The organism is Aeromonas sobria (assembly GCF_000820145.1).
Taxonomy (GTDB): domain Bacteria; phylum Pseudomonadota; class Gammaproteobacteria; order Enterobacterales; family Aeromonadaceae; genus Aeromonas; species Aeromonas sobria.
Window position 1 is genome coordinate 59,657 of sequence record NZ_CDBW01000018.1, and the last position, 14,571, is coordinate 74,227.

Below are 14,571 nucleotides of genomic sequence, written 5' to 3' on the forward strand. Positions count from 1 at the left end.
TGCTCTATATCTGCTCGTGCTGCTCTCGCTCAGAGCGGATTGCGGCGCGGCCCGAATGACAGACGCCAGCGAAACAGGCTGTTGAAGGTGGCCCGCCACTGATTGGGTCGTCCCAGGATCTGCTTTTGCAGGCGAGTCTCCTCTTTGAGCATCGCCTCGTCGCTGCGGGCCCAGGCCTGGCTGTAGAGCTGCTTGATCCCCGCCAGCGCATCCGGCGACTTGGTGATCAGGGTGCGGGCAAACTCCCGCGCTTCCACCAGCGGATCGGCGCAGACCCGGCTTACCAGCCCGAGGGATTTGGCCTCGACGGCATCGAGCTCGCGCCCACTCATGGCCAGCTCCATGGCGGTATCCACCCCCATCAGGTTGCGCATGGTGACGCTGCCACTCATATCGGGGATGATGCCCCACTTGATCTCCATCACCGAGAAGCGGCAATCGGGGGTAGTGAAACGAAAATCGGCGCCGAGCGCAATCTGCAAGCCACCGCCGAAACAGACCCCCTGAGTCACCGCAATCACCGGCACCGGCAGCTGGTGCCAGCCATAGGCAACCCGCTGGGCCAGATTGGTGGCCTCGTCGGCCTCGCGTTTGAGAATATCGAGCGCCGCCACTGGCTGCTTGAGCATGGATTTCACATCCAGCCCGGCGCAGAAGGCTCGCCCCTCACCGTGCAGGATCACCGCCCGCAGCCCCTTGTGCTGGGCAAGCTGCGTCAGGGTCTGGTCGATGGCGCTGAACATGGCGCGGTCCAGCGCATTGAGCTTGTCCCCCCGCGTCAGCATCACTTCGGCAATCCCGTCGTGGATCTCGCACTTGATCCTTGGTTTTTCCATCTCCCTCTCCTCTCCTTGATCCGGGTTATTGACCTACTGGTCATACCACCACGTTATCAGAGTGTGATCATCCGGTACAGCTGAGACTAAAGTCGGCTGGTCGCCTCCCCCTCCCTTTGTCACACTGGGCGCAGGATCAGTGCAACAAGCCAGCAAAGGACGCTGTCATGTCAACCCTGTTCAATTTTGCCAGACCACCGTTCGACCGACTGGACGAGGCGGCGCGCGAGCGGCTCTCCCGCCACCTTTCGCTCTGCTATTTTCGCGCTGGCGATCTGCTGCTCAAGGAGGGGGACGAACCTCCCGGCCTCTATCTCATCATCAAGGGAGCCGTGGAGGAGTCGGCCCCTCACCACCAGTTTGGTGATTACGGGGTCGATGATCTGTTCGATGTACGCGCCCAGTTTGACGGCCGCTGTCGCCACCGCTTCACCGCGCTGGAAGATAGCCTCTGCCAGCTCATTCCTCGCCACACCTTTCTGGCGCTCTGTGAGCAGGATCCGCAGTTTGCCAGCTACTTCACCGCCAATCTGGCCGAGCGGCAGCAACAGCAGGAGCAACGCGAGCAACTGGGCCAGAAGAATCTGGCGGAATTTATCCTGACCCGCATCGAACCCGGCCACCTGCAGGCACCGCTCATTGTCGACAGCAAGCTGTCACTGCTGGCGGCGACCGAAGCCATGGTGAGCAAGGGGACCGATTGCCTGCTCTACCCCGCCCACGATGGCTCTCTCACGCTGGCGACCCGCAAGACCTTGCTCCACGCCCTGACCCTCAAGGGATTGCCGCTGACGGCCCCTCTCTCGGTACTGACCCCCACACCGCTGATTGGTCTGCCGCTGGAGAGCTATCTGTTTGATGCCCTGCTGCTGATGACCCGCCATCGCATCAAGCGACTGGTGGTGTGGCGTGGCAACGAGGTAGCAGGGATCTTGCAACTGACTCAGGTGTTGGGGCTCTTCTCCACCCACTCCCATGTGCTGACCCTGCGCATCGCCCGCGCCGACAGCCTGCCAGCGCTGGAGGCGGTGGCCCGCGAGCAGCAGCAATTGACCCGCTCGCTGTTTGCCCAGGGGATCCACACCGCCTTTTTGATGAAGCTGATCGCCACCATCAACGAACAGCTGATCGCCAAAGCCTTTGCGCTGGTGATCCCCCCCGAAGTGCAGAATAACGTCTGCCTGCTGATGCTGGGCTCGGAGGGGCGCGGCGAGCAGATCCTCAAAACCGATCAGGACAACGCCCTGATCCTGCCAGAGGGGCTGGCATGGCCCAGCCAGACTGCCGATCTGGCAGCCTTCAGCGCCCTGCTGGAGCTGCTCGGCTACCCCCTCTGCCCCGGGCAAGTGATGGTGAATAATCCGGCCTGGGTGAAAACGGGCAGCGAGTGGCAACGGGCCATTGCCAACGCCTGCACCACTGCAAAAGAGGATGAGCTGCTCTGGCTCGCCACCCTGGCCGATGCCCATCCCATCGCGGGAGATCGCCAGCTCCATCTGCCTGTCGCCAGAGCGCTGCGTGAACAGCTGGCCGACAGGCGGGATCTGCTGGCAGAGATGGTGCGACCGGCGGTGGCCTTTCACGCCCCGCTCACCCTGTTTGGCCGGCTTGAGCAGCGTCCCGATGGACTTGATCTCAAGCGTGGCGGGCTGTTCCCGCTGGTCCATGGCATCCGCATGCTGGCCCTTGAGGCGGGTATTCTGGAGACCTCGACCCTGGGTCGCATCGACGCGCTGGTGACCGCCGAGCGGCTCAGTGCCGACTATGGCAGCAATCTGGCGGAGGCGTTTCGGCTCTTTATCCGGCTGAGATTGCGCAGCCAACTCAAAGAGCGCAGCCAGCTCAAGGGCGGCAACAGCCGGGTGCAGATACAGGATCTCAGCCATAGCGAGCGGGATCTGCTGCGCCAGGCGCTACATCAGGTGAAGAAGTTCCAGCAGTGGCTCACCTTACACTTTCGTCTGAGACAATAGCCATGTTGAGCCGCGTTCGACGCTACTGGTATGGCCGCGCCTTTCGCACTGGCGAGTTCGCGCCGCTCTTTGCCAGCCCGCCAGAAGATGAACGGATCGCCCTCGATTTCGAGACCACCAGTCTCGATCCCGAGCAGGCCGAGATCGTCTCCATCGGGGCGGTGCGCATTCAGGGTAACCGGCTGCTGACCGGCGAGGCACTCGCCATCAAGGTGCAGCCTCCGGCCAGCCTGACCGGCCAATCGGTGGTGATCCACGGCCTGCGCCATCAGGATCTGCAACAGGGGATGACGCTGGAAGCCGCGCTGCGCCTGCTACTCGACTTTATCGGCCCCCGTGAACTGGTGGGCTATCACATCGCCTACGACCTGCGTATTCTCAATCTCGCCTGCCAGAAATTGTGGGGGTTGACCCTGCCCCAGCGAGGGATCGAGGTGAGCCGGCTCTATCACGACCAGCTCTATCGCCGCTATCCCGATGCGGCCATCGACCTGCACCTGAGTGCCATCTGCAGCCATCTTGAACTGCCCCCCCTGCCCGCCCACGATGCCCTGGCCGATGCCACCACGGCCGCGCTCATCTATCTGCGCCTGACCTGCGGCTCGCCGCTGGCTTATCCCAAAGTCTAATTGCCCATAAATAACATTTAATTCACATTTTACTTACATGAGCAGGCCCCCCCTGCTCGTCGGGTTACCCCATCCACCGCTGACACTTATGTCATGGAGAACTGCAATGGAACAGCAAAGCTACCTGAGGATCCAGCAAGATCCCAACTTCCAGGAGCTGGTCGCCAAGCGCCAGCGTTTTGCCTGGGCCCTCTCGGCTCTGATGCTGGGACTCTACCTGGCGTTTATTCTGCTCATCGCTTTTGCCCCGGGCTGGCTGGGCACCCCGCTCAACGACAGCACCACTATTACCCGCGGCATCCCGGTCGGGGTGGGGTTGATCCTCTCCTCCTTCGTGCTGACCGGCATCTATGTGTTTCGTGCCAACGGCGAGTTTGACGAGCTGAACCAGAAGATCCTCAAGGGAGTGCAGTCATGAGAGCAAAAAGCATGAAAGGCACCTTGCTGCTGTTGGCCTCACTGGCCTCCTCCCCGCTGCTGGCTGCAGATGCGCTGACCGGCGAGGTACAACGCCAACCTCTCAATATGTCGGCCATTGTGATGTTTGTTATCTTCGTGGCCGCCACCCTGTGTATCACTTACTGGGCCTCCAAGCGCAACCGCTCGGCCTCCGATTACTACGCCGCAGGCGGCCGTATCACTGGTTTCCAGAACGGTCTGGCCATCGCTGGTGACTACATGTCTGCCGCCTCCTTTCTCGGCATCTCCGCGCTGGTCTACACCTCTGGCTATGATGGCCTGATTTACTCCATCGGCTTTCTGGTGGGCTGGCCTATCATCCTGTTCCTGATCGCAGAGCGGCTGCGTAACCTCGGCAAATACACTTTCGCCGACGTGGCCTCCTACCGCCTCAAGCAGACCGAAGTCCGCATCCTGTCTGCCTGCGGCTCGCTGGTGGTGGTGTCCCTCTACCTGATCGCACAGATGGTAGGTGCCGGCAAGCTGATCGAGCTGCTGTTCGGCCTGCAATACCATGTCGCCGTGGTGCTGGTCGGTATCCTGATGGTGCTCTACGTGCTGTTTGGCGGCATGCTGGCCACCACTTGGGTGCAGATCATCAAGGCGGTGATGCTGCTCTCCGGAGCCAGCTTCATGGCCATCATGGTGATGAAGTCGGTCAATTTCGACATCGGCGCCCTGTTTAGCGAAGCCGTCAAAGTGCACGAGAAAGGGATCGCCATCATGAGCCCGGGTGGCCTGGTTGCCGACCCCATCTCCGCCATCTCGCTCGGTCTGGCGCTGATGTTCGGTACCGCCGGTCTACCCCATATCCTGATGCGCTTCTTTACCGTGAGCGATGCCAAGGAAGCACGTAAATCGGTGTTTTATGCCACCGGCTTTATCGGCTACTTCTACATCCTCACCTTCATCATCGGCTTTGGCGCCATCCTGCTGGTCAGCACTAATCCGGCCTTCAAAGATGCCACCGGCACCCTGCTCGGCGGCACCAACATGGCAGCGATTCACCTGGCCAACGCTGTGGGTGGTAGTCTGTTCCTCGGCTTTATCTCTGCGGTCGCCTTCGCCACCATTTTGGCAGTGGTTGCCGGATTGACCCTGGCCGGTGCCTCTGCGGTCTCCCATGACCTCTATGCCAGTGTGCTGAAGAAGGGCAAAGCCAACGAGACCGATGAATTGCGCGTCTCCAAGATGACTACCCTGGCTCTGGGTGTGGTGGCCATTGGTCTGGGGATCCTGTTCGAGAAGCAGAACATCGCCTTCATGGTGGGTCTGGCTTTCTCCATCGCCGCCAGCTGCAACTTCCCGGTGCTGTTCCTCTCCATGTTCTGGTCCCGTCTGACCACCCGTGGCGCCGTCTACGGTGGCTGGCTGGGGCTGGTGAGCGCGGTGACCCTGATGATCCTGGGCCCGACCGTGTGGGTGAAGGTACTGGGCCATGCCCAGGCTATCTTCCCCTACGAATACCCTGCCCTCTTCTCCATGGGGTTGGCGTTCGTCGGGATCTGGTTCTTCTCCATCACCGACAGCTCCCAGAACGCGGCCGACGAACATGCCAAGTTCCTGCCGCAGTTCGTCCGCTCCCAGACCGGGCTGGGTGCCTCTGGCGCCGCCTCCCACTGACGTTATCATTACCTCACCAAGCCGGCCCTGTGCCGGCTTTTTACATGGTGGATCCCTGTTGCGCCAAATAGACATCTGACCGATCCAGATCACAGTTCTTGCTAAAACTTTCGACAGATATGTGCCATAATGCGCGCCATTTGATAGATCAATCGGGACACTCATCTTGTTAAGCAGCAACAACATCACCATGCAATTCGGCGCCAAGCCGCTGTTTGAGAACATCAACGTCAAGTTTGGCGGCGGCAACCGCTATGGCCTTATTGGCGCCAACGGCTGTGGCAAGTCCACCTTTATGAAGATCCTCGGCGGCGACCTTGAGCCCAGCGGCGGTAATGTGAGCCTCGACGTCAACGAACGCATCGGTAAGCTGCGTCAGGATCAGTTCGCCTACGAAGATACCCGTGTTCTGGACGTGGTCATGATGGGCCACGGCGAGTTGTGGGCCGCCATCGCCGAGCGCGATGCGATTTATGCCAACCTCGAAGCCACCGACGACGACTACATGAAAGCTGCCGAGCTCGAAGGGCTGGTTGCTGAATATGATGGTTACACTGCCGAAGCCCGTGCCGGTCAGTTGCTGCTGGGTGCCGGTATTCCTATCGAACAGCACAATGGCCCGATGAGCGAAGTGGCCCCGGGCTGGAAGCTGCGGGTACTGCTGGCACAGGCGCTGTTCTCCAACCCTGATATCCTGCTGCTGGACGAACCGACCAACAACCTGGACATCAACACCATTCGCTGGTTGGAGCAGGTGCTCAACGATCGTGAAAGCACCATGATCATCATCTCGCACGACCGTCACTTCCTGAACTCCGTCTGTACTCATATGGCGGATCTGGACTACGGCGAGCTGCGTGTGTATCCGGGCAACTACGACGAATACATGACCGCCGCCACTCAGGCTCGCGAGCGTCTGCTCTCTGACAACGCCAAGAAGAAGGCCCAGATCGCCGATCTGCAATCCTTCGTCTCCCGTTTCAGTGCCAACGCATCCAAATCCAGCCAGGCCACTTCCCGTCTCAAGCAGATCGACAAGATCAAAATTGAAGAAGTGAAGGTATCCAGCCGTCAGAACCCCTTCATCCGCTTCGAGCTGGAGAAGAAGCTCTATCGCAACATCCTGGAAATCGAAGGTGTGTCCAAAGGCTATGGCGAGGCGCCGCTGTTCAAGGGCCTCAACATGATGCTGGAAGTGGGCGAGAAGGTCGCCATTCTGGGTACCAACGGTATCGGTAAATCGACCCTGATCAAGACGCTGGTCGGCGATTTGACCCCGGATACCGGCCTCATCAAGTGGTCTGAAAATGCCCAGATCGGCTACTACGCCCAGGATCACGCTGAAGATTTCGACACCGATCTCAATGTGTTCGACTGGATGGCCCAGTGGAAACAAGAGAACGAAGATGAGCAGGCTGTACGCTCCATCCTCGGTCGTCTGCTGTTTTCCCAAGACGACATCAAAAAGCCGGTCAAGGTACTCTCCGGTGGTGAACAGGGCCGCATGCTGTTCGGCAAGCTGATGATGCAGCGTCCTAACATCCTGATCATGGATGAGCCGACCAACCACCTGGACATGGAATCTATCGAATCCTTGAACCTGGCGCTGGAAATGTACAAGGGTACCCTGATCTTCGTCTCTCACGACCGTGAATTCGTCTCCTCACTGGCGACCCGGATCGTCGAGTTGAGCGAAAATGGTATCCGTGACTTCGGTGGTACCTACGAGGATTACCTGCGTACCCAGGGTGTCGCGTAACGCCTCCCTGCACCACCTTGCAATGAAAAACCGGCACTCGCGTGCCGGTTTTTTTATATCCGGAGTTTAAGAGGATTGATACTGGGTATGGGCGGCGCGACCCAGCCGCAAAGCGCAGAGAACTGAGAACTGAGAACTGAGAACTGAACTTGAGTGTCCTCGCATCCAGATAAAAAAACGGCTCCATCAAGGAGCCGTTTTCAATAGGGTGACGACCACTCAATTACTCGACGGTCGCTTCCACGCTGGTAAAGTACTCAATCTTGGCTGTTTTACGCAGCTCGTCGATCAGGGACTTGTAGTCTGCCTGGGCCTTGCCCTGGCCCAGCTGGCCTTGCAGCATGCTGACCATCTGGGACGGTGCAGCTGGCACATTCACCTTATCCAGTGCCACCACAACGCGATCGTTGTTGCTCTCGGTGACCAGCGCCACGCTCGGCTTGCCATCCTTGGGATGGGGCAGCGTGAACGCCTGGGCAATCAGGTTCTGATCCATTTCCCGATCGAAACGGGTGACACCCTGGTGGGTCTCGACCTTCAGACCGAGCGCGGTCAGATCGGCATTGATGCTCTCACCAACCTTCAGCTTGTCCAGCAGGCCCTGCGCCTTGCCACGGGCCACTTCACCAGCCTTGTCATGCTTGATGGCGGCAATCACCTGCTCTTTCACTTCCGCCAGCGGCTTGACCGCTTTCGGACGATGGCCAGTGATGTGCAGCACCAGCGCTTTGCCATCTGCCAGCTCAATCACGTCGGAGTTGGTGTTGTCATCACGCAGCTGCTCGGAGAACGCCACCGAGAGTACCTTGCCATCATTGAGCGGAGCCGGGGCGTTAGCCTGGGTGAAGTAATCTGAAGATTGCACCTTCATCCCCATGGCATCAGCAGTCAAGTCCAGCGAGTCCGGGTTTTCGAAGCTGTTGTCAGCCATCTTCTGCTGCTCGGCAAAGAACAGCTCCTTGGACTTGTCAGCTTGCAGACGCGTGATGGTCTCTTCCTTCACATCGGCAAACGGCTTGGTCTGGGCCGCTTCAACGCCCAACAGCTTGATGATATGGAAACCAAACGGGCTCTTCACCACGGTGGAGAGATCACCGGCCTTGTTCAGGGCGAAAGCGGCTTTCTCGAAGGCCGGATCCATCACCCCTTGCTCGAACCAGTCCAGCTCGCCGCCCTTCTTGGCGGAGAAGGTATCGGAAGAGTCAGCCTTGGCCAGCGCAGCGAAATCATCGCCACCCTTGGCTTTGACCAGCACGGCTTCTGCTTTCTGCTCGGCCGCTTTCTCGTCCTTGCCAAACGGGATCAGGATATGTGCCACCTGACGACGCTCGGCACGCTGGAACAGATCCTGGTGCTGATCGTAGTAATCCTGTGCATCCTGATCGGAAACCTTGATCTCTTTGCCGAGGTTGGCGGCATCCAGCAGCAGATAGTCGACCTTGACCTGCTCGTCATTCATAAAACGAGCGCCATTGGTCTTGTAGTACTGCTCCAGCTCAGTCTCTGACACCTGAACATCTGCAACGTAATTGGCCGCAGCCAACCGCACCAGACGCAGATCCCGGGTTTGGTTAAACAGCTTGTCGAGCTGTTCTGCCTCGCCCTTGAGCGCAAACTCGGTGCCCACCAGAGCGCCCATCAACTGTTGACGGACCGTATCCTGACGCAGGGAGTCGCGGAACATTTCAGGGGTCATGCCAGCACGGCGGATCAGCTGCAAATAGCGGTCATTGTTGAACTTGCCGTTTTCGGCAAACTCCGGCATGGCGACTATGGCTTGCTTGATCTGCTCATCGCTGATGCGCAGACCCAGTTCACGGGCTTTGCTGTCCAGCAGCGCCTGGTCAATCAGCCGATCCAGCACGCCACGGCGAAACTGTTTCATGTAATCGGGATTGGTGGCCAGCTGGCTGAATGCCTCTCCCATTTGGGATTCCATCCGGGCACGCTCGTTACGGTAGGCATTTTCCAGTGCCGCAGCACTGATCTCGGTGCCATTCACAGTGGCGGGGGCGGTACGAGCCGGGCCGTTGAGGTAACTACCTACACCAGCCAAGGCAAAGGAGAGGATGATCAGGCCCAAGATAACCTTGGCTACCTTGCCCTGCGCCCCTTCGCGTAGTTTATCCAACATCATGTTTGTACTTATGCTCCGAACTCGATGGGCGTAAACAATAAAAAGGCGCACCGATTGCGATGCGCCTTGGTCAATCAGTATGAGAGAAGACTCTCTAACTTGTCTGGTCTGCGACCAAGGACGGTAGCCGACGCATATCAGCGACCGACTTAGTTAACAGCGTCTTTCAGGGCCTTACCGGCTTTGAAGGCAGGAACTTTACCAGCAGCGATTTCGATAGTCGCGCCAGTTTGCGGGTTACGGCCTGAACGGGCAGCACGCTCGCGTACAGCGAAAGTACCGAAACCAACCAGAGCAACCTGGTCACCCTCTTTCAGAGCTTCACCTACAGCCTCAATGAAGGCATCCAACGCACGGCCAGCGGCCGCCTTGGAGATATCAGCACCGTCTGCAATCTTGTCAATCAGTTGAGATTTATTCACTCTTATATTCCCCTTTTATCAAATACCGCTGCGACGTCGATTTCCCTGGCCACAACAAGTGGAGGTTTTATAGCAAGCCTCCTGATCAGTTGCAAGTGACAATCTGGCGCAAACCCGCGCCACATAACGCATTGCGACTCATCACGAGTACCCGATCGGTGGTCAAGGCTACTTCCGTTATCGGGCGCATGCAAGCCTTAACCACCCACCGAATGCGCCAAATTTGCGGCGCATCAACATTTACGCGACAGAAACGCGTTCGAACCCCTGTGGATTGTCCTGCAATGCCAATTCCAGCACCTCGTCAATCCAGCGAACCGGATAAATTTCAAGGTCACGTTTGACGTTGTCCGGGATCTCTTCAAGGTCTCGCTCGTTCTCTTTCGGAATAAGCACTCGCTTGATGCCGCCACGATGGGCCGCCAGCAACTTCTCCTTGAGACCACCGATGGGCAGCACTTCGCCGCGCAGGGTGATTTCGCCAGTCATCGCCACATCCGCACGAACCGGATTACCGGTCAGGCTGGAGACCAGCGCAGTACACATGGCGATACCAGCACTCGGGCCATCTTTCGGGGTTGCCCCTTCCGGCACGTGCACGTGAATATCACGCTTCTCGTAGAAGTCGGCATTGATGCGCAGCTTCTCGGCACGGGCACGCACCACCGTCATGGCAGCCTGGATGGACTCCTGCATCACATCACCGAGCGAGCCGGTATACGTGAGCTTGCCCTTGCCCGGCATGCTGGTGGTCTCGATGGTGAGCAGTTCTCCCCCCACTTCGGTCCACGCCAGACCACAGACCTGACCGATCTGGTTCTGGTCAGCAGCCTTGCCGTAATCAAAGCGCTGTACCCCGAGAAACTCCTTGAGGTTGGCCTGATTGACCTGAACATGCTTGATGCTCTTGTCCAGCAGGATGCGCTTGACCGCCTTGCGACAAATCTTGGAGATCTCCCGCTCCAGACTCCGCACCCCCGCCTCGCGGGTGTAGTAACGGATCACCCCGACCAGGGCTGAATCCTCGATGGTGATCTCGGACTCTTTCAGGCCGTTGCGCTGGATCTGCTTGGAGAGCAGATGCTGCTTGGCAATGTTGAGCTTTTCGTCTTCTGTATAACCGGAGAGACGGATCACTTCCATCCGGTCCAGCAGCGGACCCGGGATGTTCATGGAGTTGGAGGTGGCCACGAACATCACGTCCGACAGGTCATAATCCACTTCCAGATAGTGATCGTTAAAGCTGTTGTTCTGTTCCGGATCCAGCACTTCCAGCAGGGCAGATGCGGGATCGCCACGCATGTCCGAGCTCATCTTGTCGATCTCGTCGAGCAGGAACAGCGGGTTTTTCACCCCGACTTTCGCCATCTTCTGGATAAGCTTGCCAGGCATGGAGCCAATATAGGTACGGCGGTGACCACGGATCTCCGCTTCGTCACGCACCCCGCCCAGCGCCATCCGCACATATTTGCGACCAGTCGCCCTGGCGATGGACTGGCCCAGCGAGGTCTTGCCCACACCGGGAGGCCCAACCAGACAGAGGATCGGGCCCTTGAGCTTGTTCACCCGCGCCTGTACTGCCAGATACTCGAGGATGCGATCCTTGACCTTTTCAAGGCCATAGTGATCTGCATCCAGCACCTCTTGCGCCTTGCCAAGGTCTTTCTTGACCTTGGAGCGCGCCTTCCACGGCACCTGTACCATCCAGTCCACATAGCTGCGAACCACGGTGGCTTCAGCCGACATGGGCGACATCATTTTCAGCTTGGCGAGCTCTGCCAACGCCTTTTCACGGGCGTCAGCTGGCATACCAGCCTCTTCAATCTTGCGATTGAGGGCTTCGAACTCATCCGGGCTATCTTCCAGCTCACCCAGCTCTTTCTGGATCGCCTTCATCTGCTCGTTGAGGTAATACTCGCGCTGGCTCTTCTCCATCTGCTTCTTGACGCGCGTGCGAATGCGTTTCTCGACCTGCAGCAGGTCAATCTCCGACTCCATCATCGCCATCAAGAACTCGATGCGCTCGGAGACAGAGACGATCTCCAGCACCTTCTGCTTGTCTTCCAGCTTGAGCGGCATGTGGGCAGCCATGGTATCGGCCAGCCGTGCAGCATCGTCGATCGCCGAAATCGAGGTGAGCACCTCGGGCGGGATCTTCTTGTTAAGCTTGATGTAACCTTCAAACTGACCGATAGCAGAGCGAACCAGTACATCCTGGTCCTTCTCCTCGATGGTGCTGGAGGCAATGTATTGCGCCTCGCCAACGAAGAAATCCTTATCGTCGATCATCCGCTCTAGGCGGGCACGCTGCCCCCCCTCTACCAGCACCTTGACGGTGCCATCCGGCAGCTTGAGCATCTGGAGAATATTGGCCACTGTCCCGACGTTGAAGATCTCTTCGACCGTCGGCTCATCGGTTGATGCGTCCTTCTGGGCCACCAGCAGAACTTTTTTGTCCTGCTCCATGGCCGCTTCAAGACAGCGAATAGATTTTTCCCGCCCCACAAAGAGTGGAATGACCATGTGGGGGTACACCACCACGTCACGAAGAGGCAGGACGGGAATCTCGATGCGTTCTGAACGCTCTAGGTTCATATATGTCCTCTCGGCTTGTTATACCGTTGGCAAAGCGCTTGGCTGAGTATATGGGGGCGTAGAGATGAGATTCAATCGCCGAAACCGTAAAAAGCATGAAAGGGGCAAAAAGCCCCTTTCATTTGATTAAAAATCAGACATTTACTCTGATACAGCAGCCTGGGTCTCAGGATTTTCGTAGATCATCAAGGGTGCAGAGTCCCCTTTGATCACGGTCTCGTCGACCACCACCTTGCTGACCCCTTCCAGAGAAGGCAGGTCATACATGGTATCAAGCAGCACAGCTTCCACGATGGAGCGCAGGCCCCGAGCGCCGGTTTTACGCTCCATTGCCTTGCGGGCAATGGCATTCAGTGCGTCGTCACGGAACTCCAGCTCAACCCCTTCCAGATCGAACAACGCAGCATACTGTTTGGTCAGTGCGTTTTTCGGCTGTTTCAGGATCTGAATAAGTGCGGATTCATCCAGTTCAGTCAGGGTGGCGACCACCGGCAGACGGCCGATGAACTCGGGGATCAGACCGTATTTGATCAGATCTTCCGGCTCCACCTTGGCAAAGGTCTCGCTCAGGGTTGCCTTGGCATCCTTGGATTTCACCTCGGCACTAAAACCGATACCGGTCCCCTTGACGGAACGCTGCTCAATCACCTTGTCCAGACCGGCAAAGGCACCACCACAGATAAAGAGGATCTTGGAGGTATCAACCTGCAAAAACTCTTGCTGCGGATGCTTGCGACCACCTTGCGGCGGCACAGAAGCAATGGTCCCTTCAATCAGCTTGAGCAGTGCCTGCTGCACCCCTTCCCCGGAAACATCGCGGGTGATAGAGGGGTTGTCCGACTTGCGGGAAATCTTATCGATCTCGTCGATGTAGACAATGCCACGCTGGGCCTTCTCTACGTCGTAGTCGCACTTTTGCAGCAACTTCTGGATGATGTTCTCCACATCCTCGCCCACATAACCGGCTTCGGTCAGGGTGGTCGCATCGGCCATGGTGAACGGTACATCCAGCAGACGAGCAAGCGTCTCGGCCAGCAGGGTCTTGCCGCTACCGGTTGGGCCGATCAACAGGATGTTGGATTTGCCGAGCTCCACGCCACTGTTTTCGCCGCTGTTACGCAAACGCTTGTAGTGGTTGTAGACGGCAACAGCCAACACCTTCTTGGCATGGTCCTGCCCGATCACATAGTCATCAAGATGAGCACGGATCTGATGAGGGGTCGGCAGCTCGCTACCATCCCGCTTCGGCGAGATCTCGCGGATCTCTTCGCGGATGATGTCATTGCACAGCTCGACACACTCATCACACACGTAGACGGAAGGGCCAGCGATCAGCTTACGCACTTCATGCTGGCTTTTGCCGCAAAAAGAGCAGTAGAGCAGCTTGTCACCCTCACCCTTGCGTTTATCTGTCATTCAGCAACCTCGTTTTATCAATAGAGGATGGATTAGCCTGTCGAGTTTACAACAGGCCGGAACACCCTGCTCAGCTACGCTGGCTCAGCACGCCATCAACCAGGCCATAGGCCACGGCCTGCTCGGCGGACATGAAGTTGTCACGATCGGTGTCACGCTCAATGTTAGCCATGTCCTGACCAGTATGGAAAGCCAGACGATCGTTCAAGGTATTCTTGATTTTCAGGATCTCCTGGGCATGGATCTGGATATCAGATGCCTGGCCCTGGAAACCGCCCAACGGCTGGTGGATCATTACGCGGGCACTCGGCAGGCAGAAACGCTTGCCCTTGGCACCGGCGGCCAGCAAGAAGGCCCCCATGGAGCAAGCTTGCCCCATACAGATAGTGCTGACATCCGGCTTGATGAACTGCATGGTGTCATAAATAGACATGCCCGCAGTCACCGACCCACCCGGAGAGTTGATATAGATGTAGATGTCCTTGTCCGGATTCTCGGACTCAAGAAACAGCAGCTGGGCAACCACCAGGTTGGCCATGTGATCTTCCACCTGACCAGTCAGGAAGATCACTCGCTCTTTCAGCAGACGGGAATAGATGTCGTAGGAACGCTCCCCTTTTGCAGTTTGCTCTACCACCATAGGGATGAGTGCATTGCGCGGGGATTCAGTTACATCGTTATAGTTTTTATACATAAGGCATTGTCCCTAAAATAAAATGGCC

General features: G+C 57.8%; 11 protein-coding genes. 5 read left to right on the plus strand and 6 right to left on the minus strand.

Annotation, left to right across the window (positions count from 1 at the left end):
- Window positions 1-29 precede the first annotated feature (29 nt).
- Window positions 30-836: a crotonase/enoyl-CoA hydratase family protein gene (locus tag BN1135_RS10425; RefSeq protein WP_042020864.1), complete on the minus strand. Its 807-nt coding sequence runs from the start codon at window positions 834-836 to the stop codon at window positions 30-32.
- 167 nt (window positions 837-1,003) lie between these two features.
- On the opposite strand from BN1135_RS10425, the gene BN1135_RS10430 reads away from it, so the two are divergent.
- From BN1135_RS10430 to BN1135_RS10450, 5 genes are all read left to right on the plus strand, one after another.
- The gene (locus BN1135_RS10430; RefSeq protein ID WP_042020866.1) at window positions 1,004-2,809 is read left to right on the plus strand and encodes a putative nucleotidyltransferase substrate binding domain-containing protein; all 1,806 of its coding nucleotides are present in this window, start codon (window positions 1,004-1,006) and stop codon (window positions 2,807-2,809) included.
- Between the two features lie 2 nt (window positions 2,810-2,811).
- Entirely contained in the window at window positions 2,812-3,438 is a 627-nt protein-coding gene (locus BN1135_RS10435) for a 3'-5' exonuclease (protein ID WP_042020868.1), read from the plus strand.
- Window positions 3,439-3,544: 106 nt separating this feature from the next.
- Window positions 3,545-3,856, plus strand: coding sequence for a DUF485 domain-containing protein (locus tag BN1135_RS10440; RefSeq protein ID WP_042020869.1), 312 nt, complete (start codon window positions 3,545-3,547; stop codon window positions 3,854-3,856).
- Between the two features lie 11 nt (window positions 3,857-3,867).
- The gene (locus tag BN1135_RS10445; RefSeq protein ID WP_042020871.1) at window positions 3,868-5,520 is read left to right on the plus strand and encodes a cation acetate symporter; all 1,653 of its coding nucleotides are present in this window, start codon (window positions 3,868-3,870) and stop codon (window positions 5,518-5,520) included.
- Between the two features lie 166 nt (window positions 5,521-5,686).
- Window positions 5,687-7,279, plus strand: a complete 1,593-nt coding sequence (locus tag BN1135_RS10450; protein WP_042020873.1) for an ABC-F family ATPase — start codon at window positions 5,687-5,689, stop codon at window positions 7,277-7,279.
- A gap of 223 nt (window positions 7,280-7,502) precedes the next feature.
- Here BN1135_RS10450 and ppiD read toward each other — a convergent pair whose 3' ends face one another.
- From ppiD to clpP, 5 genes are all read right to left on the minus strand, one after another.
- Window positions 7,503-9,416 (minus strand): peptidylprolyl isomerase, encoded by a 1,914-nt coding sequence (gene ppiD / locus BN1135_RS10455; protein WP_042020875.1) that lies wholly within the window; start codon window positions 9,414-9,416, stop codon window positions 7,503-7,505.
- A 149-nt stretch (window positions 9,417-9,565) separates the two neighbouring features.
- Window positions 9,566-9,838, minus strand: a complete 273-nt coding sequence (gene hupB, locus BN1135_RS10460) for a nucleoid-associated protein HU-beta (RefSeq protein WP_042020877.1) — start codon at window positions 9,836-9,838, stop codon at window positions 9,566-9,568.
- A gap of 240 nt (window positions 9,839-10,078) precedes the next feature.
- On the minus strand, window positions 10,079-12,433 hold the full coding sequence (gene lon / locus BN1135_RS10465) for an endopeptidase La (protein ID WP_042020879.1): 2,355 nt from the start codon (window positions 12,431-12,433) through the stop codon (window positions 10,079-10,081).
- Between the two features lie 141 nt (window positions 12,434-12,574).
- Window positions 12,575-13,849: an ATP-dependent protease ATP-binding subunit ClpX gene (gene clpX / locus BN1135_RS10470; RefSeq protein WP_042020881.1), complete on the minus strand. Its 1,275-nt coding sequence runs from the start codon at window positions 13,847-13,849 to the stop codon at window positions 12,575-12,577.
- 70 nt (window positions 13,850-13,919) lie between these two features.
- Window positions 13,920-14,543 carry an ATP-dependent Clp endopeptidase proteolytic subunit ClpP gene (clpP, locus tag BN1135_RS10475; RefSeq protein WP_042020882.1) on the minus strand — a complete coding sequence of 208 codons (624 nt, stop codon included), beginning with the start codon at window positions 14,541-14,543 and terminating at the stop codon, window positions 13,920-13,922.
- Window positions 14,544-14,571: the final 28 nt, after the last annotated feature.